This window comes from Mycobacterium sp. IDUB_39, assembly GCF_055419205.1.
This window is the reverse complement of sequence record NZ_JBVAXF010000001.1, coordinates 26,234-48,150: the sequence shown is the minus strand read 5'-3', so window position 1 is coordinate 48,150 and position 21,917 is coordinate 26,234. Positions and strand designations below refer to the sequence as shown.

The following is a 21,917-nucleotide window of genomic DNA, read 5'->3' as shown; positions in this document are numbered from 1 at the left end:
GAAGATCGACCCATCATGAGCACGAGCGACAGCAAGCGCGTCGTCTTCTCCGGCGCCCAACCCACATCCGACTCCATGCACCTCGGCAACGCCCTGGGCGCGGTGAACCAGTGGGTGGGGATGCAGGACGACTACGAGGCGTTCTTCTGCGTCGTCGACCTACACGCGATCACCATTCCGACCGACCTGGATCCGGCCGTGCTGCGCAAGCGCACCCTGGTGACCGCCGCGCAGTACCTGGCGCTGGGCATCGATCCCGCCCGCAGCACCATCTTCGTGCAGAGTCACGTGCCGGCGCACACCCAATTGGCTTGGGTGCTCGGATGTTTCACCGGATTCGGCCAGGCGTCGCGGATGACGCAGTTCAAGGACAAGTCGGCCAAGCAGGGCGCTGACGCGACCACGGTGGGGCTGTTCACCTATCCGGTGCTGATGGCCGCCGACATCCTGGCCTACGACACCGATCTGGTGCCCGTCGGCGAGGATCAGCGCCAGCACCTGGAGCTGTCGCGCGACGTGGCGCAGCGCATCAACGCGCGCTTCCCTGGCACCTTCGTCGTGCCCGAGGCGATGATTCCGAAGGCCGCCGCCAAGATCTTCGACCTGCAGGATCCGACCGCCAAGATGAGCAAGTCCGCGGCCACCGACACCGGGTTGATCGCCCTACTGGACGATCCGGCCAAGACCGCCAAGAAGATCCGTTCGGCGGTCACCGACAGCGAGCGCGAGATCCGCTTCGACCAGCAGGCCAAGCCCGGTGTGTCCAACCTGCTGACCATTCAGTCGGCGGTCACCGGAGCCAGCATCGACAAGCTGGTCGACGGCTACGCCGGACGCGGCTACGGCGATCTGAAGAAGGAGACCGCCGACGCCGTCGTGGAATTCGTCACGCCGATCAAGGCGCGGGTGGATGAACTTCTGGCCGACCCGGCCGAACTCGAGAGCGTTCTGGCCGCTGGCGCGCAACGTGCGCGAGAGGTGTCTGCGAAGACGGTGCAGCGGGTATATGACCGGTTAGGGTTCTTGCGGCAAACCCACTGACGCCCAGGAGGCTGGTATGACCGAGCCGGCCGAACCGGGAGTGCTCGACCGGCTGCGGGCCAGATTCCGTTGGCTCGATCGCACGATGCGGGCCCAGCAGCGCTACACCGACCGCGACGGCAACTTCTACGCGGCGGGTATCACCTACTTCACGATCTTCGCGTTGTTCCCGTTGCTCATGGTGGGGTTCGCCGCCGGAGGTTTCGTGCTTTCGCGCAGGCCCGACCTGCTCGACGAGATCGAGAGTCGGATCAAGTCAGTGATCTCCGGCGACCTCGGTAACCAGCTGGTCAGCCTGATGGACTCCGCGATCGAGTCGCGCACCTCGGTGGGCGTCATCGGCCTGGCCGCCGCCGCATGGGCCGGGTTGGGCTGGATGGCCAATCTGCGGGAGGCGCTCAGCGCGATGTGGGAGCAGCGCCGGGAACCCGCGAACTTCGTCAAGACGAAGCTGTCGGACCTCGGTGCGCTCGTCTCGGCATTCCTCGCCATCGTGGTGACGATCGCGCTGACCGTACTGGCGAGGTCGGACCTGATCAACAAGGTGCTCGATTGGCTTGGCATACCCGAGTTCCCGGCCTTGACGGTGGGGCTGCGGGTGGTGTCGTTGGTGCTGTCGCTGTTGGTGTCCTGGCTGCTGTTCACCTGGATCATCGCCCGGCTGCCGCGGGAGTCGGTGAGCCTCCGCAGTTCGGTCCGGGCCGGGCTGCTGGCCGCCGTCGGCTTCGAGATCTTCAAACAGGTCGCCTCGATCTACCTGCAGTCGGTGGTGACCGGCCCCGCCGGTGCGACGTTCGGTCCCGTCCTGGGCTTGATGGTGTTCGCCTATATCACTGCCCGGCTGATCCTGTTCGCGACCGCGTGGGCGGCCACGTCGAGGGACAACCTGGCCGCGGCACCGGTCGATCCGCCGGACCCGGCGCAGATCATCACTCGCGTGCAGGTGCGGGAGGGGCTCGGCGTCGCGGGCACGGTGACGGCGGTGGCCGCTGGTGCGCTTGGCGCCCTTGGTCTTTCCCGGTTGATGCGACGTCGTTGACGCAAGCGGTGGGCCCCTCCTCGGAGAAGGGCCCAGGGCGCAAATAGAACACGTTCACTCGGGGTTGCGCGCGGGACCCACCCGGCGGCAGCTGTCACCCAGCGCGATCATCTGCTCGCGTGACATGTGATTCAGGTAGTGCGCGCGAATCTCTCGGGCATACGTCTCCACCGCAGGTCCGAGCCGAGATCGGCCCCTCGTCGTGATGGTGGCGAGTACCCCCCGCCGGTCACCAGGATCGGCGCTGCGGGTGACCAGCCCCTGAGATTGCAGGCGGCGAATCTGTTGGGTCACCCGACTCGGCGCCATTACGAATGTGTCGGCCAGATCGCGCATCCGTGCGCTTCCGACGTGCGATTTGTTGAGCGAGTCGAGCAGTAGCACTTCGAACAGGCTGAGCCCGTGGGCCTCTGTCAGGCTGCTGTTCAGGGTGGCCAACAGACGCGTCGACGAGGCGAAAAACTGTTGCCAGCACCTGATCTCGGCGCCATCGGCTTCCGGTATGTGCCACGTCGACGGCTCCGGGTCTGTCTCCACCTGCATGGCGGGCGACGATAATGAGTGCGGCGGCCGAATCGCTGATGAATCGCCACCTGCTCAGCGCATATTTTTGGAACCCGTTCAATTTTGTGTAGTCCGTGGCGCCGACCAGGTCGCTTGGTCCCCGCAGGCGGACTACCCCGTGGGGCAGGCTGGTTTCAGAGCGGTGTGGATCCGCCGGCTGTTCTCCTCGATGGCGGCGACCTGCGCACGCGATAACCCGCCAAGGAGATCTGTGCGAACACTTTGCGCATAGGTCACCGCCGCCTTGGCCACCATCGCTCGACCGTCGTCGGTGAGAACGGCCATCACTCCGCGTCTGTCATTAGGAACTGTCTCGCGGCGCACCAGCCCGCGCTCCTCAAGCCGACGGACCCGCTTGGTGAGGCGGCCGGGCAGTGATTCCACCGCGTCGGCCAGATCGCCCATCCGCACCGAGCCGTCGGTGGCTTTGGCCAGGATGTCCAGTACCCGAAGGTCGACCACGCGAAGCTGGTGCTCGTCGGTCAGCTGACGGTTGACCGCCGCACGGGAGCGCAGCGTCGCGTCCAGATAGTTCTGCCACGACTTCTGTTCGGCGATATCCAGCCCGGGAAGATCGCTGGCCGACCGGCGATGCTGACGACGTTCCATGGCGCCATGCTAAACACGAGTCCCTGCTACCACTCGATCGCGCCGGCACTGCCGACGAATTGCCCCGTGGGTTCGTTGTCGGGCATCAATGCCACTTCTGCCACGACTCGGGCCGCTTCCTCGGCGGTGGTTGGCGCGGCAGCACGATTGACGGGTCCACCGAGATCGGTTTGTACCCAGCCTGGGCAGACCGAGTTCACCTTGATGGCTGTGTCAGCCAGCGCCTTCGACAACGCAACCGTCAGCCCGTTGAGTGCGGCCTTCGACATCTGATACGCGGGGATGACCATTCCGTAGTACCCGGACTCCGGGTTGGTCTGATCGGCGAGTGAGCCCATGGTGCTCGAGACATTCACGATCCTTCCGGCGACCGATATCCGCAGCAGTGGAAGGAAGTGTCGAATCACCGTGACAGCCCCGAAGACATTTGTCTCGAATGTTGTCCTGAACATCGATGGATCGAGCGGCCAGTCGATGTCCGTCGTCGTAGCCTCGGGCAAGATGCCGGCATTGTTGACCAGGATGTCGAGATGACCGTGCCGGCGGTCGACTTCGGCTGCCGCGCACGCCACACTCGCTTCGGAGGTGACGTCGACATCGACGGACTCGGCGTCGTATCCCTCACTGCGTAGGCGAGCAGCCGCGCACCGTCCCTGCTCCGAATTCCGTGCTCCTACCAGAACTTTGACGCCTGCTTGGCCCAGGGCCCGGGCCGTGGCGAAGCCGAGACCGCGGTTTGCGCCCGTGATCAGGGCAATTCGCTTCGATGTTGTGGTGCTATCGGTGGTGGTCACTTAAGTTCCTCTCGGCGGTGTCAACTGTTGGCGGCGCGTTGAAACGCTGTCCGCACATGAGGTAGACGTGGCACCGAGTCGAAACGTGAGGTCCTGTGTGGGGGCCCCGGCGCTAGTGGGTGGGGCGCCGGTTCAGAGACCGTGCGCCCATGATGAGCCCGAAGACGATCAGCGATCCGACGATGCCGACTCCGACGCGCACCGGGGTGGCGTCCTCGGGGGGCAGTGCCGCCGCAAGGTCTTGGGCCGCTTCGAGATTCGACAACGTGGCCGGGTCCTTGACGGTCAGCGAGGGGTCGGGGTCGATGAGCGTGCCGATCTTGGTTCCCGGCGCGGTGGCGAAGCCGTAGTCCAGCAGGCGGGCGGCCTGCTCCCAAGGGGCGATCGGCACGCGGGTGCCGCGCAGCAGCACCGCGACCAGTCGGCGGCCGTCACGTTCGGCGGCGCCGACGAACGTCTGGCCGGCGTCGTCGGTGAAGCCGGTCTTGCCGCCGAGGGCCCCGGGGTAGTTGTCGAGAAGCTTGTTGTCGTTCTCGAGTTCGTACTCGGGCAGGTTGTACTTGCGGGTGGCCACGATGTCGGAGAACACCGGGTTCTGCCAGGCATAGCGGTAGAACAGCCCGATGTCGTAGGCCGAGGTGCTCATGCCGGGACCGTCGAGGCCCGACGGGGTGGCGGCCCTGGTGTCGCGGCCGCCGAGCTTGCCCGCCAGCTCGTTGATCTTGCCGAGTGCGGAGTCCATGCCGCCGAGTTGCCCGGCCAGCGCGTGGGCGGCGTCGTTGCCGGAGTGCATCAGCAGCCCGTGGAGCAGGTCGTTCACGGTGTAGACGCTGCCGTCCTTGACGCCGATCTTGGTGCCCTCGGCGGCGGCGTCGTCGGCGGTGCCCACGACCTGCTTGTTGATCGGCACGTCCTTGATGGACTGCATCGCCACCAGAACCTTGATGATGCTGGCGGGGCGGTGTCGGCCGTGCGGGTCGCGTGCGGCGATGACGTCACCGGTGTCGAGGTCGGCGACGAGCCAGGCCTCGGCCGAGATGTCGTCCGGGACTGGGGGAGTGTCGGGCGCGGTGATGATGCCGCACCCCGACAGTGCGTCGCCGCCAAGCGGTTTGGCCGGTACGGGCAGCGGCGCGGGCGGAGGTCCGGCCTTCGGCACCTCGGAGGAGTCGACGGCGGGCGGGGTGGCGACCTTGTACGGGCAGGGGTCAGGGTCGGCGCCGGCGATCGGGACGCCGACGAACACGGGGGCCGCCCCGAAGGCGAGAGCCGCGGCCACGCAGGCCACGCGGCGCGATACGGATCCAGACATGGTGTTTGCAGATTAGGAGATCGAGCGTCGGTTTTCGGGGAGGCACGCTGTGACGTGTGTGACTGATGTGAAATGGCCCAGGGGCGGCTTGGCCCGCTTTGGCTTCGCCAGCGGGCTCGCACTTATCAGCGGTGCACTGATCCGGCGACAGGTGTCGCCGAGGTCCAACATCTGCCGGCGCGTCAACCGGTCGAGGTAGTGCGTGCGAATCGTTCGGGCATACGTCTCGAAGGCGGGCTGGGCGCGCGCCCGCCCATGGCCGGTGATGTCGGCAAGCACGCCCCGCATATCGCCAGGGCACGGGGTACGGCTGACAAGCCCCCGTGCTTCCAGGCGGCTGATCTGTTGGGTCACCCGACTGGGCATCAGCATGAGCGATCTGGCTAGGGCGCTCATCCGGGCGGACCGGTCGCAGGTGGCGAGTGCGTGCAGCATCAGCACTTCGGCCAGGGTGAGTTGATGTGTCGCCTTGAGTGTGTTGTTCACGCTGGGCAATAGCCGCCGTGCGGAATTCACGAACTGTCGCCAGCATGTCACCTCGATGTCATCAAGGCCGGGGAGGTGGAACGTCGACAGCGGGGGCAGTGTCTGGACCGGGTTGGTGCTGATCCGTTGGCAGCTCTTCTCAAATGCGATGATCTGCGAACGTGACAACGGGCCGATCAAATGGGTCCGAACCCCGTGCGCGGAGGTGGCCGCGGCCTGCCGAGCGACGTTCCTGCCGTCATTGGTGATGATCGCTAGCACCCCGCGCCTATCCGCTGGACTCGGTTCCTGCCGCACCAGAGCCAGCGTCATCAGGCGGCGGATCCGTGTGGTCAGATGGGGTGGCATCAACTCAAGCGTCTCGGCCAGATCGCCCATGCGTGCGGATCCGCTGGCCGAATTGCTCAGGATGTCCAGTACCTCTACGTCAACCACGGACAGTTGGTGTTCGCCGTGCAACAGACGGGTCTGCGCTGAATGAAAACTACGCGCGGACTCCAGATAGTGCTGCCACGAATTCGCCTCTGCGGTATCTAATCCCGGTAGGTGGCCGATGGTGGGGCCGCTCATGTACGTATCGCCAGGCAGGCAGTCGCATCGAGCCGAAGTGCGAGTCGCAACGGAGTGTCCTTCTTTCTGCTCGAAGTGATGTCGTCGCCGGTGGGCTTATCGGTGACGGTCACGAGTGGTCACCGGACGTCCCGGCGTCACGGGCCCTGGTCGGTGCCCGAGCCGGGTTCTGTCTTTTGCCCGTCGCGTTCTAGTCGGCGGGTGAACCGGCGTCCAGTGAGACCATTCGGGCTTCAGCGGATGGCAGCGAGCCGGCGGTGTCGTCGATGGGATCAGTCGCAAGTGCCGCAACGGCAACCGTGCTGTCGGGCGAGGGCCCGGTCGTCGCCGCTGCGGTCGCTGCCGGCTTGTTGATGATCAGCATTGGCCACGTCGTCGTCGCCCTGAGTAGTAGCCACCATGCGGAATCCACTTGCGTTGTCTCCATTGGTTATTCGGGCGAGGAGATCGGCCCCCTCCCTTGGGGGAGGGGGCCGATTCGTTCGAACTGCTTACTCGTCGCTACCGCTGTCGGAGCTGTCGCTGCCGGCGGATTGCGTGGCAGCGGTCTTGGCCGGTTGACCGAAGGCCTTCTTGATGCCTTCATCAATCTTGTTGGCAACCTTGGAGATATCGCCACGGACGGACTTGGCCAGGGTGGCACCTGCCTCGCTGGACTTGGTCAATCCGAGCTGGCCCGGCTTGGCCTGGGCGCTGTCGCGAACGAGTGTGGCGGGCTCCGTTTCGGCCTCGACCACCGGCTCGGCGACCACAACCGGCTCGGCGACGACGACTGGCTCGGCCTCAACAATCGGCTCCACGACGACAACTGGCTCGGCCTCGGCCGGTACCGGTGTCGTTACCGGCGCCTGCGTCTCGTTGCTTACAGCCACTGCCCCATCGGCTTCCGGTGCCGATTCGCTGGGCGCGGGCAGGGCCGCTGGATCGGTTACTCCGGGGTCGGTAACCGTCGAGCCGGCATCGAGCGAAACCAACGTGCCACCGGTCAGGCTGGTGTCAGTGATCGACATCCTCGCCGCGGCGCGGGGCGGCACCGGGGTCAGAGCCCTGGCGATGGCGTTCGGGAGTTGGACGAAGAGTTGGGTGAACAAGCCGCCCGTGACGATGCGGCCGCCGGGCCCCCGCGACTTGAAATCGAGCAGGCCGCCCTCACTGTTGAGTAACGCGTCCACGGCGTTGGCGGGGGCGTTCGCGATGGCGCTCAGTGCCCCTACAACATCGCCGGCCTTGATTGCGTCGAGAGTCGCTTGCGCGCTTTCTGCGAGTGACATGAATGGCTTGAAGATCGGGTTCAGTAGGCCGTTCGTCAGATACCCAGTAACCTGTTGAATACCGATTACCGTATTCACGGTGTTCGTCAGATCCTGCAGAATGACACCCGGGATGCTCAGCATTCCGGCCAGCCCCATCCCGGCCCAGATCACCGACCCTAACGTGGCCTGGATGGTAGTTGCCGCTGCTGTGATTTGACCGGACAGCAGCTCCTGCCCTGCCTGCTGCAGTCCGGTGGGCAGAATTGTCGTCGCCCAGTTGACGAGCTTCTGGACGGTGAGTGGGATCTCGCCGAAAGCCGTCTGCCCCAAATAGCCCAGCTTGGCTTGTACCGCGTTTAGCAGCAGAGGCTGTTCGACCACTCTGTTGATGATCTCGGAGATGTTGTCAACGGATGCTTGCCCGACCTGTACCCACCTGGTGAACGGGTCGACGGCGGCGGTGAGCGCAACCTGGGCGTTCGAGACGACTGTGGACGACAGTCCCGCAGGCGAGGACAGGATGGCAGGCGCTTGGCTGATCGGCGTGAGGGCGATGGCGGTGGCGCCCACCAGGGCCACGCCCGTTGTCACGTAGGGCCGAAGTGTGAGTTGCAAGATGTGTTCCTTCCTGGAACGGGCTAGGACGACCAGAAGGTAATGGAGTGAGAGCCTCTAGCAATATGCGATTTGGGAACCTTGATATTTCGGGCGACGTGTGGACCGCCCAAACCACACCCGGTGAACAGGGGGATTCCCGCTTCGTCTGCGTTCACGGCAACGCGCGAATAGCGGCAACATTCAAACAAGGGGCCGCGGAACTAGATTCGTTCGCGCTGAACTGCAACCGGTTCCAGTTTGGAGAGCTAACGCGCCCCGCGCGTTCGGGTTTGTGAGGGTAGCTCGCCGAACAGGGCGCGGTATCGGCCTGACATGCGGCCGAGCTCGCCGATGCCCCACTGGTTGGAGATGTCGGTGATGGTGGCATCCCGAGGGTCGATGGCGAGGAGGTCAGACCGGATGCGGTGCAGGCGCATGCGTGCGATGTAAGCGCTCGGAGGCTCACCGAGTGTTTCCTCGAAAGATTTGGTGAGAGTTCGACGAGACACGCCCGCGCGGCGCGAGAGGCTCTCGATGTCGAGGTGTTGGTCCAGGTTCTGGTCGATGTGCGCGCGGGTGGCCTCGACGAGTCGCTCGCGTTGGCGCAGCGGCCGCAGGAGCAGGGCTGCCGGCCGCTGCGCGAAATGCCCGATCAGGGCCGCGACGATATCGGCGAACACTGCCGCGCTGAGTCGGGTCTGGCGCTCGTCCTGGTGCAGGCCGGTCAGGAACGCCGAGATCGTGCTGAGGTGCGCCGCTGCCAGTGGTTCTGGGTGAATGCCGGTGTGTTGAAAAGCGGTGCGGGAGAACTCTAGGCCAAGGCGCTCCGCCTCGCGCTCCAGGTGCTCCTCGCTCAGAGTGACGACGGCATAGCGGGTGTCCAGATCGTGAAATGCCTCATGCTCGTCGCCGGGGCGAAACAAGCTGACGATCCCGGTGCCGATGTCGCGCAGCAGGAGTCGATTCCTCGGCGGAATCCGTAGACCAACGCAGATGGAAATCGCCTCGTCAGACAGCGGCCCACGGATCTGTACCCGGCTGTCGAGCTGGCCAGAACTCAGCGTCATGCCGTCGTAGGTGGCGTGCACCAGACTGCCGCTGGGTGATTCGCGTGACAGCTGAAAGACACTGAGCCCAGCGTTGTCGACCGCGTCGCACAGATCCTCGAGTCGGTTGATCCGCGTCCGAACCAGCGGCACGTTCATGGAGCAGCAGTGTAGGGCGGGGTTCTCAATCTGCATAGACCGATCTGTTTGGCTGTGGTGTGATCTCGACAGCGGCAACTCGCCAGGCCGCACATTGGAGTCAACGCGAACGAAAGGGGCAGAGCTGGATGGACTTTGGCGCTTCAGCCTCGTTGCTCTGCCGAGAGACCGAAGCCGTGCGCACAGCTCGTCTCGGTTCGGTGGCGCCGATCTTGGTGCCCCCGGTGGCGTTCGTCGGCGGTGCCCACGACCTGCTGTTGATCGGCTTGTGTGCCTGATGTGAAGAATGGTCCCTGCCAGAGAATCGGCCCCCTCCGCGAGTGGAGAGGGCCAATCGCTTACATCCGATGACTTGGCAACAGGTTAGCAGTGGCTTCGGCAACGGGCCTTTTGCTGATGAACAGCAGCGGCCAAGTCGTCGACACCCTGAGTAGTAGCCACCACGCGGAATCCACTTGCTTCATCTCCATTGGTCGGTCGGGCAAGGAGATCGGCCCCCCTCCCGTGAAGGGAGAGGGGCCGGTCCGTTCGAACTACTTACTCGTCGCTGCCGCCGTCGTTGTCACTGCCGGCGGATTGCGTGGCAGCTTTCTTGGTCGATTGTCCGAGGGCCTTCTTGATGCCTTCATCAATCTTGTTGGCAACCTTGGAGATTTCGCCACGGACGGACTTGGCCGTCTCGCCGGCCTTGGTCAATCCGAGCTGGCCTGGCTTGGCTTGGACACTGTCGCGAACGAGCGTGGTCGGCTCCGTTTCGACAACCGGCCCGGCGTCGACGACGGGGGTCTCCTCGACGGGAGTCTCGTCGACCGGCGTCTCTTCGACGGGGGTTTCGGCAGCCGGGGTCTCCTCGACCGGGGTCTCGACCGGCGTCTCTTCGACGGGGGTTTCGGCAGTGGGGGTCTCCCCAGCCGGGGCCTCAGTAGCCGGCGACAACGTGACGGTTCCCGCCCCGCCGATCGCCGAGATTGTGGTGCTCGAGATGCTCGAGACATCAGCCACCAACAGGTCTGGCGCAGATTCCACTGCTGCGGGTGCCGCGGTCCGTGCGGCGAACGCCGCCGGTGGCCGGAGGAAATACTCAGCCAGTGTCCGTGCGTCCAGGAACCCGTTGATGGCCCCGTATATGCCTAGAAGCCCATGAGTGCCGTTGGCCGGATTTCCGTTGAGCAGTTCCTGAGTGAAGTTCGCCGCGCCGGTGATGACGGCATTCACGACTGCCTCGGGGTCGCCGGTGCCCAACGCAGCAACCACAGCGGTGATGCCATTGATGAATTGGGTTTGGAGGCCATACGCCGTGTTCAGAAGCGGAAATCCGACACCGGCGATCAATGAACTCGGAAGGGTGTCAAGCAATACCTGCGCATCGATGAGGGGTCTCTTCAGGACCTCGATGAGTTTGGGGAGCCCGCTCATGAACAGGGGAATGAAGGGGCTGACGAAGCCGTTCTCGACGACCTTGAGCGCCTGATCGACCTTCCCCTGCTGGAGCAGGCCGATCGCGGTCTGCAGATTTCCCGGCACGGAGAGCACCGTCGTAGCGAGCGCGGTGGCGACATCGACTCCCAGCCCGGCGAGGGTACCGGCGCTATCGAGCTGGTTGAGGGTCAGTGCCCGCAGGATGGGCATGGGGTTGTCAAAGACCTTCTGGCCGATGACCTGTGCGTTCGCAACCGCCTGCCCAACGATGGGCGCGAAGACCTCGAACGGATTCAACACCGCGGCGAGCTGCACGTCAGTGCCGTAAACCGCGGGCACGTGGATGTCGTGTGGTGTCACTGATATCGGCGAGGCGATGATGGCGGTGGCTCCGACCATCGCTATGCCGGCGGTGACGTAGGGGCGAAGTGCGAGTTGCAAGTTGGATCCTTTGCTGGACTGGCCTGGGATTTGAGCCAGCGACGAACGTAACTGAGAAGAATCTCAGTTACGTCAAACATTGAGCAATCATGGCGGGCTGCATGCCGATGGCCACTTAGTGGGCAATCAACTAACGGCCATGAAATGGCTGTTGAACACGTAGGGCGGTGCGCCATGGCAATCAGAGTTCGGCAATGGCGAAAAGTTAAAGATGGAAGTATCTCGCGGCAGAAAATGGAACATGTTCAGCCAGAAATAGTTGCCCGTTTGGCCCGTCGCCTGCCGTTCCCTAACGCGATCATCGGTTTGCGTGATATCTGATCGATGTAGTGCGTGCGATGGCGCGGCGGGCGAATGTGGCAGTCAGTTAGTGAATGGGCCGACGGTTCAGTGACCGTGCGCCGATGACGAGCCCAATACGATCAGCGAGCCGACGATGCCCACGTCGATCTGGACGCACCCGCTTCGGCCGCCGTGCTGGCGGGCGAGAGTGAGATCGCCGCCGCAGTGGTCGGCGGGTTGCTGATGAACAGCAGCGGCCAAGTCGTCGACACCCTGAGTAGTAGCCACCACGCGGAATCCACTTGCTTCGTCTCCATTGGTCGGTCGGGCAAGGAGATCGGCCCCCCTCCCGTGAAGGGAGAGGGGCCGGTCGGGTTTGAATTACTTACTCGTTGCTGGCGCTGTCGGAGCTGTCACTGCCGGCGGATTGCGTGGCAGCTTTCTTGGTCGGTTGTCCGAGGGCCTTCTTGATGCCTTCATCAATCTTGTTGGCAACCTTGGAGATTTCGCCACGGACGGACTTGGACAGGCCCGCACCTGCTTCGCTGGCCTTGGTCAATCCGAGCTGGCCCGGCTTGGCCTGGGCACTGTCGCGAACGCGCGTAGTCGGCTCCGTTTCGACATCGGCCTCGGCGTCGACGACGGGAGTCTCGTCGACCGGGGTCTCGGCGGCGACCTCGGTGATGACGGTTGCATCCGTCGCAGGCACGTCGACGACCTGTGCCCCGGCGTCCACAACCTGAGGCTCGGTTTCGACTACCTCATCGGTGGCGGTGACTTCGGTTGACGGCGCATCGACAGCCAGTGTTGTGCTGGCGCTGGCAATAGCCGCGTCAAGCGCGTCATCGCTTGCGGCACTGGGTGCATCACCCGCGATGACGATCTCGGACGGGCCCGCTGCGATCGCCTGCGTCTCTGGAGCGGCCGCCAATGGGGCCACAGCGCTCGCCGCTGTCGGGTTGGGGAGGCGGGGAGGCCTCACCTTGAACGCCCTGGTCAGAATGGTCTGGATGACTTTGATCTGGTTGAGCATGCCACCGGCGAACGTCACACCCTTCGAGGCGACGTCGGCGATGCCGTGTTGAACGGCATTGATCATCTTCACCGGGTCGCCTGTCATAACCGAGTCGATGATTGACTGGCCGCTGCGGATGACTTGCTGGATTACGGGAATCCCAAACGTCATAACGGCGAGGATGAAGTTCGATGGTCGAGTGAATGCCGCCGCGACGAGTTCCTGGAACACGGCGACGGGCCGCTGCAGGACCGTGTAGACACGATACAACTCAGTGACGAATGAGCCCGCCGGCAACAGGATTCCCTGCAAGACGTCACCGAACGCCGTGGCGGGATCACCCGCGAGCGACTTCTGGAGTCCGCGCCCGAGCACCCCGGGCATGTTCATGACCATGACCTGGAGCGACCGGCCCACGATCTCGACATAGCCGCGGAGAATGGCCGCGCTCTCGACCTGATTCGCAATGAACTGCCGCAGGACCGGGAACGGGTTGGCGGCCTGCGTGGCAATGAAGCCCTGGATGACGGCGCCAGCCTGATCGAAGACCGGCCGGAAGACGTCGACGGGGTTGTCGATGGATGCCGTCAGCTGCACCGTCGCAGAAGAGGTGCTGATCGACGGCACGTGAATATCGGGCGTGACGGGGCTGATCGGACTCATGGCGATGACGCTGGCACCGACCAGCGCTATGCCGCTGGTGACGTAGGGGCGAAGTGCGAGTTGCAAGTGGGTTCCTTTGCTGGGCCGGACTGGGATTGAGCCAGCGACGAACGTAACTGAGAGGAACCTGAGAGCCGTCAACGAATTGCAATCATGCGCGGGATGCATGCCGATGGCCAAACATCAGGCAATCAATACACAGTCATAAAGAGCCTGTTGAACACGTAGGACGGTGCGAACTAGCAATCAGAGTTCGGCAATCGTGAAAAGTTCAACATGGAAGTACTTCAAGGCGCAAAATAGAACACGTTCAGCCAGCGAGCGTTGCCGGCTTGGCCCGTCCCCTCAACACGATCATCGGGCCCCTCGCGCCCGGGTCTGCGACGGGAGTTCGCCGAACAGGATGCGGTACCTGGCCGACATACGACCCAGTTCGCTGATTCCCCATTGATTGGCCACATCGGCGATCGTTGAGGTCCGCGGGTCGATGGCAAGCAGGTCGGCCCGGATGCGGTGCAGCCGCATGCGTGCGATGTACGACGACGGTGACTCGCCGAGCGTTTCCTCGAAAGACCTTGTGAGAGTTCGGCGGGAGACGCCTGCGCGGCGTGCGAGATCCTCGATGTCGAGGCGTTGACCCAGGTTCTGGTCTATGTGGGCGCGGGTCGACTCGACGATTCTCTCGCGTTGCCGCAGCGGCCGCAGGATCAGGGATTCGGGGCGCTGCGCGAAATGGCCGATGAGGGCCGCGACGATATCGGCGAACACAGCCGAGCTGAGTCGGGACTGGCCGTCGGCCTGGTGCAGGCGGGCCAGGACGTCGGAGATCATCGTGAGGGGCGCCGGTGCCATTGGCTCCGGATGAACGCGTGTGCGCCGAAAGGCGTTGCGGGAGAACGGTAAGCCAAGGCGCTCTGCCTCGCGCTCCAATGCCTCCTCGCTGAGGGTTATGACGGCGTAGCGGGTGTCCAGATCGTGAAATGCCTCTTGCTCCTCGCCGGGGCGCAGCATGCAGACGATCCCGCTGTCGATGTCACGCAGTAGGAGTCGGCTCCTGGGCATCCGTAGGCCAACACAGACGGAAATCGCCTCATCGGACAGTGGCCCGCGGAGCTGTATCCGGCCCTCATGCTGGCCAGAACTCAGCGTTATGTCGTCGTGGGCGGCGTGCACCAGACTGCCGCTGGGAGGTTGGCGCGATAGCTGGAAGGCACTGAGTCCCGCGTTGTCGACCGCGTCGCAAAGATCCTCGAGTCGATCGATCTGCGTCCGAGCGAACGGCACCTGCATGAATCGTCAGTGTAGGACATCGGGCCGGTGTCCCAATCTGCATAGACCGCATTCTCTGGCTCCGTTGTGATCTCCCTAGCGGTGACTCACCACACCGCGCAATGGGCGTTTCAATGGGCGAGGGGGTGTCGCACGCGATGTCGGCAACTGTATCCGGGGAGCAAGTCCTGGCTCGAGGATTCCTCGACATGACTGACGAGGAGCAGTGGACCTGGAAGCGCTTCGCGGACTCGGCCAGTCTGCTCTACCGAGAGATCGACACCGCCCTCACGGCGGAGCACGACCTCGCGCTTCGGGACGTGCAGATACTTCAACAGCTCAACACCGACCCGACTCGTCTTGTTCGAATGGGAGTTCTCGCAGAGACTTTGGTGGTCTCACCCAGTCGAGTCACATGGTTGGTGACCCGACTGGAGGATCGGGGGCTGGTGGGCAGGGTCCGTAGCCGCAAGGACAGACGAGTTGTCGTCGTCGGGATCACCCGAAAGGGAGAGGATCGTCTGCGGCTCGCGCTGCACACCTATGCCGAACTCGTGCGGCAGTACTACCTCGGTTCCCTGACCCGAGACCGGATGACCGCGTTGGGGGACACCGCGAGTCGACTCAGTGACGGCTTGAGAGGTTGGCGTTCCGCGTAGGTCAAGGGTGGAAGCGGTCGCAGTTCTGCGTGCGCTTTTCGGTCGAACCGCGAGTGTCTCACCGGTGATACCGTGGTCGTATGGATACGGTAACCGTGCGCGACCTGCGCAACAAGGGTGGAGAGGTACTCGACCGCGTGGGACGCGGAGAGAGCGTCATCGTGACCCGGGACGGACGCGCCGTTGCCGAGCTTCGCCCGCTTCCTCGTCCGAGTGTGGGTCCAGCCGAGTTGATCGCCCGCCGCCGTCGACTGCCGCAGGTGGACCCCGCCGCGTTGCGACGTGACATCGACGCCGTCCTGGATCAGTCGCTGTGACGGGTCGCGGAATGCTCGACACGTCAACAGTGATTCTGCTGGGCCGTATCAGCGATCCGACGGCTCTGCCCCAGGAAGCCGTCATCAGCGCTATCACGCTCGCCGAGTTGTCGGTCGGCCCTCACGTCGCGACTTCTGAGGATGACCGCGCTGCCCGTCAGGCGCACCTGCAACAGGCCGAAGCTGACTTCGACGTCGTCGCATTCGACGCCGCCGCGGCCCGGGTGTTCGGTCAGGTTGCGGCCGCGCTGCGTGCCGCCGGGCGAAAGCCGGCGGAACGCGCCTACGACGCGTTGATCGCCGCCAGTGCAATTGCAAATGGGCTGCCGCTTTTTACGTGCAATCCAGCCGACTTCACGGGGATCGCTGCGTTGGATGTTCGCGGGGTCCCGCATCCCGACCACGTGGACTGACGTCCCACCTTGGACGCCAGGCCACGTGGTCAGGGGTTGCTGCCTACATCCGGGCGCTGGCTTCGCTCAACACGTTGTGCAGGATGTCGTAGATCGCGTCGAACTCCTTCTGCCCGCTGATCAGCGGGGGCGCGAGCTGAACGACTGGGTCGCCACGGTCGTCGGCGCGGCAGTACAGTCCGGCCTCCCACAGTGCGGGGGTCAGGAAGCCGCGCAGTAGCCGTTCGGATTCCTCGTCGTTGAAGGTCTCCTTGGTGGCCTTGTCCTTGACCAGTTCGATGCCGTAGAAGAAGCCCTCGCCGCGGACGTCGCCGACGATGGGTAGGTCATACAGCTTCTCCAGCGTTGACCGGAACGCGGGTGCCATGGTCTTGACGTGGTCGTTGATGCCCTCGCGCTCGAAGATGTCGAGGTTGGCCAGCGCGACCGCCGAGGACACCGGGTGCCCGCCGAAGGTGTAACCGTGCCCGAAGACCGTCTGACCGTCGTCGAAGGGCTCGAAGAGCCGGTCGCTCGCGATCATCGCCCCGATCGGCGAGTACCCCGAGGTCATACCCTTGGCGCAGGTGATGATGTCGGGGATGTAGTCGAAGTCCTGGCAGGCGAACATCGAACCGATCCGGCCGTAGGCGCAGATCACCTCGTCAGAGACCAGCAGGACGTCGTACTCGTCGCAGATCTCCCGGACCCGCTCGAAGTACCCGGGCGGCGGCGGGAAGCAGCCGCCGGCGTTCTGCACCGGCTCCAGGAACACCGCCGCGACGGTGTCGGGGCCCTCGAACTCGATGGCCTCGGCGATGCGGTCAGCACAGTAGCGGCCGAACGCCTTCGGGTCGTTGTCATAGCGGTCGGGTGCCCGGTAGAAGTTGGTGTTGGGCACCCGGAAACCGCCGGGGGTCGGCGGATCGAACGGCGCCTTGAACGCCGGGATGCCGGTGATGGCCAGCGCGCCCTGCGGGGTGCCGTGATAGGCGATGGACCGCGAGAGCACCTTGTACTTGCCGGGTTTGCCGGTCAACTTGAAGTACTGCTTGGCCAGCTTCCAGGCGCTCTCGACGGCCTCGCCACCACCGGTGGTGAAGAAGACGCGGTTCAGATCGCCCGGTGCGTACCCGGCGAGCCGGTCGGCGAGTTCGATCGCCGGCGGCGTGGCGTAGGACCACAGCGGGAAGAACGCCAGGGTCTCGGCCTGCTTGGCCGCGGCCTCGGCGAGTTCCTTGCGGCCGTGCCCGACCTGGACCACGAAGAGCCCTGAGAGCCCGTCGATGTAGCTCTTGCCCTTGTCGTCGAAGATGTGCACGCCCTCGCCGCGGGTGATGATCGGCGGGGTGATGCCGGCGCCGTGGCGGGAGAAGTGCCCCCACAGATGGCGGTCGGCCTTGGCGCTGAGGTTGGAAGTAGTGTCGTTCGTTGAGTCGATGAGTGTCATCTTGTGCCCCAATTGTATTGCTGCTTAACGAGTTTAAGGTAAACCAAGGTTTCGGTGGTTATCACTCCTGGCACGGCGCGGATCTTGGTGTTGAGTAGGTCTAGAAGGTCGTCATCGTCCTCGCACACAACCTCGGCGATCGCGTCGAAGGAGCCCGCGGTGAGCACGACGTAGTCGACGGAATCGATGGCGGCCAGCTGCTCGGCGACCTTGAGCGTGTCGCCGGTGCAGCGGATGCCGATCATGGCCTGGCGGGCGAAGCCCAGCTGCATGGGATCGGTGACCGCGACGATCTGCATCACCCCGGCATCCACCATGCGCTGCACGCGCTGGCGCACGGCGGCCTCGGACAACCCGACCGCCTTGCCGATACCCGCGTACGACCGTCGACCGTCCTGCTGCAGCTTCTCGACGATCGCCTTGGACAGCTCGTCAAGGTGATACGCCGCACCTGGCCGAGAGTGGTTGATGCGGAGTGAGACGGCCTGCAACCCGGGGCGAGCGTCAGGGGTGTCCATGCCCACGATTGTGCACGGAATCAGTCGTCAGGGGCAACCGATCCGTCTGAAATCGTAAGTTTCGGGTGCCCGATGCTGCGGTATTGCGTGGCGGAGGCCTCCAGAGGTCGGCTAGCTTGGTGGCATGACGATGGCGAGCAGCTGGATCGACGGTGGCGAGGTTCTGACCGGAGGCCCAACCCACAAGATCATCAATCCGGCCACCGGCGACGTGGTCACCGAGTACGCACTGGCGACCCCGACGGAGGTGGACACAGCGGTCGCGTCGGCGCGCAAGGCGCTCTCAGGTTGGGCGACGGCGACCCCGGCGGACCGCTCGGCGGTACTCGCCAAACTGGCCGAGTTGGCCGGCGCGAACGCCGAGAGTCTGGTCGCCGAGGAGGTCAGCCAGACCGGTAAGCCGGTTCGGCTGGCGACCGAGTTCGACGTACCCGGCAGCATCGACAACATCGACTTCTTCGCGGGCGCCGCCCGGCACCTCGAGGGCAAGGCGACCGCCGAGTACTCGGCCGATCACACCTCGAGCATTCGGCGCGAGGCCATCGGCGTCGTCGCCACGATCACTCCGTGGAACTACCCGCTGCAGATGGCGGTGTGGAAGGTGTTGCCCGCGTTGGCCGCCGGCTGCTCGGTGGTGATCAAGCCCGCCGAGATCACCCCGCTGACGACGCTGACGCTGGCCAGGCTGGCCAGCGAGGCCGGCCTGCCCGACGGTGTGCTCAACGTCGTCACCGGCGCCGGTCACGACGTCGGCACGGCACTGGCAGGGCACCCGGGCATCGACCTCGTGACGTTCACCGGCTCGACCGCCGTCGGCCGCAAGGTCATGGCCGCCGCCGCGCTGCACGGGCGCCGCACCCAGCTGGAACTGGGCGGCAAGGCGCCGTTCGTGGTGTTCGAGGACGCCGACCTGGACGCCGCCATCCACGGGGCGGTCGCCGCGTCGCTGATCAACACCGGTCAGGACTGCACCGCCGCCACTCGCGCCATCATCGCCCGCCCGCTGTATGACGACTTCGTCGCCGGTGTCGGCGAGCTGATGGGCAAGATCGTCGTCGGAAACCCGCACGATCCCGACACCGACCTGGGTCCGCTGATCACGACGGCGCACCGCGAGAAGGTCGCCGCCATGGTCGCCCGCGCCCCGGGTGAGGGCGGGCGGATCGTCACCGGCGGCAGCGCACCGGACGGGCCCGGCTCCTTCTACCGGCCGACGCTCATCGCCGACGTCGACGAGCGCTCCGAGATCTACCGCGACGAGGTCTTCGGCCCGGTCCTGGTGGCACGCGCGTTCACCGATGACGACGACGCGCTACGTCAGGCCAACGACACCGACTACGGCCTGGCCGCCTCGGCGTGGACCCGCGACGTCTACCGGGCGCAGCGCGCGTCGCGCGAGATCCATGCCGGCTGCGTGTGGATCAACGATCACATCCCGATCATCAGCGAGATGCCGCACGGCGGCGTCGGCGCATCCGGTTTCGGCAAGGACATGAGCGACTACTCGTTCGAGGAGTACCTCACCATCAAGCACGTGATGAGCGATATCACCGCTGTGGCCGAGAAGGATTGGCACCGCATCATCTTCAGCAAGCGCTAGGGCTTCGCCTAGTCGCGGGGGATGACGATCACCGGAGCGGCGGTTCCCGCCAGGATCCGGGAAGCGGTGGAGCCCAGGAAGATTCGCTTGGGTGCGGCGAACCGGCTGGAGCCGACGACCAGCACCTCGGAGTCGGACCAGTTCAGTTTCTTCAGCGCCGACTCCAGCGTCATGCCCTCGGCGACCAGCGACTCGATAGTGGTGTCCGGCAAGGCACGATCGGCGATCGCGAGGTTCTCCCGCGCGGCCGCAATCTGCTGTGCACGTAAATCTGCCAGGTTCTCGGCAGTCGCCAGATTCTCGGCCGATACCAGTGACACCATTCGGATGGACAGCCCCGCGGCGCTGGCCAGGGTGATGGCGAAGGGAAGCGGGTTGTCGTCGCCCGCCTTCGTCGGGACCGCCGCCGTCACCGCGGTGATGGCGGCCGGGGGATCCTCGGCGTAACCGCGTGGCGCGAGGGCCACCGGAATCGAGGAGGTGTGCAGCAACGCGCTGGAGACCGGACCGATCACGTGACCGCCGAAGAACCCGTCCCGCGCGCCACCCACAACGATCAGGTCTGAGTGGTGTTCCTCGGCGAAGGACATCAGCGTCTCGGGGAATGAGTCGCCGATCGTCACCGTCGCAGCAGCCTGGATACCCGCGGCGGCGAGGGCGGCGATGGGCTTGCTGATCCATTCCTTGCCACGCTCGATCAGGAACTCCTGGTACTGCGCGCGGCCGGGATGGCCATCGGGCAGCTCCTCGCGCACGACGAGAACGACGTCAACGGTCGCGCCGAAGGTCTTCGCCAACACGCCGGCGAGTGCCACGCCGTCATCACCGGTGGGGGTGGCCAGATAGCCGACGGTCAAATGCATGTTGTCTCCTAAGTCCGCGTGGCCGAGCCTCTCGAGATGATCAGTAGACGTCCGGGACCTTGACCTCCGTCGAGGCATTGAGCGTCTCGCCCCGGAAGAAGCGCTTGGTGCCGAATGCGAAGCAGGCCAACATCAATGGGATGCCGAGTACCAGCATGCCGACACCGAGGACGAAGACGCCGCCAATGGGACCGAACGCCGTGTAGCCGTAGTCCGGCGCGATCATGTCGGTGGCGCTCTGAATGAACGCCCACGTCATGGCCAGCGCCCCGAGCAGGGGGAAGATGCCACGCATGAACAGGTTCTTGGCCGAGGCGAACAGCGTCCTGCGGAAGTACCAGACGCAGGCGTAGGCGGTGATGCCGTAGTAGAACGCCACCGCCAGACCGAGGGAGGCCACGGAGTCCGCCAGGGCGTTCTCGGAGAGGAACGTCAGCACCAGGTAGAAGAACAGTGCGGCGGCACCCATCACCATGGTGCCGAACGCCGGCGTCATGTACTTCGGGTGGACCTGGGCGAACCGCTTCGGCAGCGCCTCATAGACCGCCATCGACAGCGTGCCGCGTGCGGTGGGCAGGATGGTGGTCTGCGTCGAGGACAGAGCTGACACCGAGACGGTCAACAACAGCAGTGATGCTGCGATGCTGCCCGCCACCGGCTTGCCGAGCACCGTCAGCACGTCGTCGGTGTTGTTGGCGTTGTTCAGGCCGATCCCGACAGTGCCGAAACCCGCGAACGACTGCACCGCGTAGGCGACGAGAACGTAGGTGCACACCAGGATCAGCGTGGTGAGGACGGCCGCGATACCGGGTGTGCGGCCGGGGTTCTTGGTCTCCTCGCCGACGGCCAGGCAGGCGTCCCAGCCCCAGTAGATGAAGATGCAGAGGATGATTGCCGCGGCGATCGAGGAGGCGTCCAGACCGCCGGGCCACAGCCAGGCCAGCGACGGCGTGATGGCCTGCGCCCCGGCGTTTCCGGCGAACACCCGGACCAACGCCCAGATGCTGACGATGATGAGCACACCGAACTGAATGGCGATCAGGACGTTCTGGATGCGCTCGGACAGCACCACGCCGCGGGCGCTGACGAGGGTCATGGCGATGATGAAGAACGAGCCCAGCGTCACCTTCGCCCAGAGGTTCTCGGCGAGCGCGTCCTGGCCCAGGAACTTGAACAGGTAGATGGCAGCGACTTCGGCGACATTGGCCAGCACGATGATCGCCGACACAGCCAGACCCCAGCCGCCGATCCAGCCGATCCACGGTCCGAACGCCTTTGTGCCCCACGTGAAGGTCGTGCCGCAGTCGGGGGTGTCCTGCGACAGTTCCTTGTACGCGAAGGCGACGAGCAGCATGGGGATGAACGCGAGAACGAACATCGCGGGCGCCTTGTCGCCCACCGCGAGCACGACATAGCCGAGGGTGGCCGCCAGGCTGTATGCGGGTGCGACCGCGGCGAGACCGATGACGATATTGCCGACGAGGCCCAGCGCCCCGGCCTGGAGTCCCTTGCCCGCAACGGTCGGCGGGGAGGGAGCCGACGGTTCAGCGATTGCCATT

22 protein-coding genes are annotated in these 21,917 nt (G+C 64.9%); 6 read left to right on the top strand and 16 right to left on the bottom strand.

All coding sequences use genetic code 11. The annotated features are described in order from the left end of the window. Positions 1–15 precede the first annotated feature (15 nt). Positions 16–1,041, top strand: coding sequence for a tryptophan--tRNA ligase (gene trpS, locus ACZY0X_RS00230; RefSeq protein WP_463767619.1), 1,026 nt, complete (start codon positions 16–18; stop codon positions 1,039–1,041). A gap of 16 nt (positions 1,042–1,057) precedes the next feature. Further along, on the top strand, positions 1,058–2,080 hold the full coding sequence (gene yhjD, locus ACZY0X_RS00225) for an inner membrane protein YhjD (protein WP_463767618.1): 1,023 nt from the start codon (positions 1,058–1,060) through the stop codon (positions 2,078–2,080). 54 nt (positions 2,081–2,134) lie between these two features. On the opposite strand, the gene ACZY0X_RS00220 is transcribed toward yhjD, so the two are convergent. The 12 genes from ACZY0X_RS00220 to ACZY0X_RS00165 form a co-directional block, all read right to left on the bottom strand. Continuing rightward, positions 2,135–2,623, bottom strand: a complete 489-nt coding sequence (locus ACZY0X_RS00220) for a MarR family winged helix-turn-helix transcriptional regulator (RefSeq protein ID WP_463767617.1) — start codon at positions 2,621–2,623, stop codon at positions 2,135–2,137. 132 nt (positions 2,624–2,755) lie between these two features. After that, positions 2,756–3,253 (bottom strand): MarR family winged helix-turn-helix transcriptional regulator, encoded by a 498-nt coding sequence (locus ACZY0X_RS00215; protein ID WP_463767616.1) that lies wholly within the window; start codon positions 3,251–3,253, stop codon positions 2,756–2,758. Positions 3,254–3,279: 26 nt separating this feature from the next. Then, positions 3,280–4,047 (bottom strand): SDR family NAD(P)-dependent oxidoreductase, encoded by a 768-nt coding sequence (locus ACZY0X_RS00210; RefSeq protein WP_463767614.1) that lies wholly within the window; start codon positions 4,045–4,047, stop codon positions 3,280–3,282. Between the two features lie 112 nt (positions 4,048–4,159). After that, the gene (locus ACZY0X_RS00205; protein WP_463767612.1) at positions 4,160–5,359 is read right to left on the bottom strand and encodes a D-alanyl-D-alanine carboxypeptidase family protein; all 1,200 of its coding nucleotides are present in this window, start codon (positions 5,357–5,359) and stop codon (positions 4,160–4,162) included. A 12-nt stretch (positions 5,360–5,371) separates the two neighbouring features. Continuing rightward, a complete protein-coding gene (locus tag ACZY0X_RS00200) occupies positions 5,372–6,280 on the bottom strand; it encodes a MarR family winged helix-turn-helix transcriptional regulator (protein ID WP_463767611.1) in 909 nt (302 codons plus the stop codon). Between the two features lie 325 nt (positions 6,281–6,605). Continuing rightward, entirely contained in the window at positions 6,606–6,827 is a 222-nt protein-coding gene (locus tag ACZY0X_RS00195) for a hypothetical protein (RefSeq protein WP_463767610.1), read from the bottom strand. A 79-nt stretch (positions 6,828–6,906) separates the two neighbouring features. Next, positions 6,907–8,259: a hypothetical protein gene (locus ACZY0X_RS00190; RefSeq protein WP_463767609.1), complete on the bottom strand. Its 1,353-nt coding sequence runs from the start codon at positions 8,257–8,259 to the stop codon at positions 6,907–6,909. A 272-nt stretch (positions 8,260–8,531) separates the two neighbouring features. Next, positions 8,532–9,470 (bottom strand): helix-turn-helix transcriptional regulator, encoded by a 939-nt coding sequence (locus ACZY0X_RS00185; protein ID WP_463767608.1) that lies wholly within the window; start codon positions 9,468–9,470, stop codon positions 8,532–8,534. Between the two features lie 537 nt (positions 9,471–10,007). Continuing rightward, positions 10,008–11,330 (bottom strand): hypothetical protein, encoded by a 1,323-nt coding sequence (locus tag ACZY0X_RS00180; RefSeq protein ID WP_463767607.1) that lies wholly within the window; start codon positions 11,328–11,330, stop codon positions 10,008–10,010. Between the two features lie 387 nt (positions 11,331–11,717). Then, positions 11,718–11,900, bottom strand: a complete 183-nt coding sequence (locus ACZY0X_RS00175; protein ID WP_463767606.1) for a hypothetical protein — start codon at positions 11,898–11,900, stop codon at positions 11,718–11,720. A 97-nt stretch (positions 11,901–11,997) separates the two neighbouring features. Beyond that, positions 11,998–13,356, bottom strand: a complete 1,359-nt coding sequence (locus ACZY0X_RS00170) for a hypothetical protein (RefSeq protein WP_463767605.1) — start codon at positions 13,354–13,356, stop codon at positions 11,998–12,000. A gap of 288 nt (positions 13,357–13,644) precedes the next feature. Then, a complete protein-coding gene (locus ACZY0X_RS00165; protein WP_463767604.1) occupies positions 13,645–14,580 on the bottom strand; it encodes a helix-turn-helix transcriptional regulator in 936 nt (311 codons plus the stop codon). 188 nt (positions 14,581–14,768) lie between these two features. On the opposite strand from ACZY0X_RS00165, the gene ACZY0X_RS00160 reads away from it, so the two are divergent. The 3 genes from ACZY0X_RS00160 to ACZY0X_RS00150 all read left to right on the top strand — a co-directional run bounded on the left by ACZY0X_RS00160 (position 14,769) and on the right by ACZY0X_RS00150 (position 15,948). After that, positions 14,769–15,218, top strand: coding sequence for a MarR family winged helix-turn-helix transcriptional regulator (locus ACZY0X_RS00160; protein WP_463767603.1), 450 nt, complete (start codon positions 14,769–14,771; stop codon positions 15,216–15,218). An 80-nt stretch (positions 15,219–15,298) separates the two neighbouring features. Further along, on the top strand, positions 15,299–15,535 hold the full coding sequence (locus tag ACZY0X_RS00155; protein ID WP_463767602.1) for a type II toxin-antitoxin system Phd/YefM family antitoxin: 237 nt from the start codon (positions 15,299–15,301) through the stop codon (positions 15,533–15,535). Beyond that, a complete protein-coding gene (locus ACZY0X_RS00150; RefSeq protein ID WP_463767601.1) occupies positions 15,532–15,948 on the top strand; it encodes a PIN domain-containing protein in 417 nt (138 codons plus the stop codon). Before ACZY0X_RS00155 ends, ACZY0X_RS00150 begins: the two co-directional genes overlap by 4 nt. Before the next feature lie 43 nt (positions 15,949–15,991). Here ACZY0X_RS00150 and ACZY0X_RS00145 read toward each other — a convergent pair whose 3' ends face one another. Then, positions 15,992–17,377, bottom strand: coding sequence for an aspartate aminotransferase family protein (locus ACZY0X_RS00145; protein WP_463767600.1), 1,386 nt, complete (start codon positions 17,375–17,377; stop codon positions 15,992–15,994). Beyond that, positions 17,374–17,895, bottom strand: a complete 522-nt coding sequence (locus ACZY0X_RS00140) for an Lrp/AsnC family transcriptional regulator (RefSeq protein ID WP_463767599.1) — start codon at positions 17,893–17,895, stop codon at positions 17,374–17,376. Before ACZY0X_RS00140 ends, ACZY0X_RS00145 begins: the two co-directional genes overlap by 4 nt. Positions 17,896–18,019: 124 nt before the next feature. Here ACZY0X_RS00140 and ACZY0X_RS00135 point away from each other — a divergent pair, with 124 nt between their 5' ends. After that, complete coding sequence (locus tag ACZY0X_RS00135) at positions 18,020–19,495, top strand: gamma-aminobutyraldehyde dehydrogenase (RefSeq protein WP_463767598.1); 1,476 nt, start codon at positions 18,020–18,022, stop codon at positions 19,493–19,495. Between the two features lie 8 nt (positions 19,496–19,503). On the opposite strand, the gene ACZY0X_RS00130 is transcribed toward ACZY0X_RS00135, so the two are convergent. Both ACZY0X_RS00130 and ACZY0X_RS00125 read right to left on the bottom strand, forming a co-directional pair. Next, a complete protein-coding gene (locus ACZY0X_RS00130; protein WP_463767596.1) occupies positions 19,504–20,358 on the bottom strand; it encodes a universal stress protein in 855 nt (284 codons plus the stop codon). A gap of 40 nt (positions 20,359–20,398) precedes the next feature. Then, positions 20,399–21,916: an APC family permease gene (locus ACZY0X_RS00125; protein WP_463767595.1), complete on the bottom strand. Its 1,518-nt coding sequence runs from the start codon at positions 21,914–21,916 to the stop codon at positions 20,399–20,401. Position 21,917: the final 1 nt, after the last annotated feature.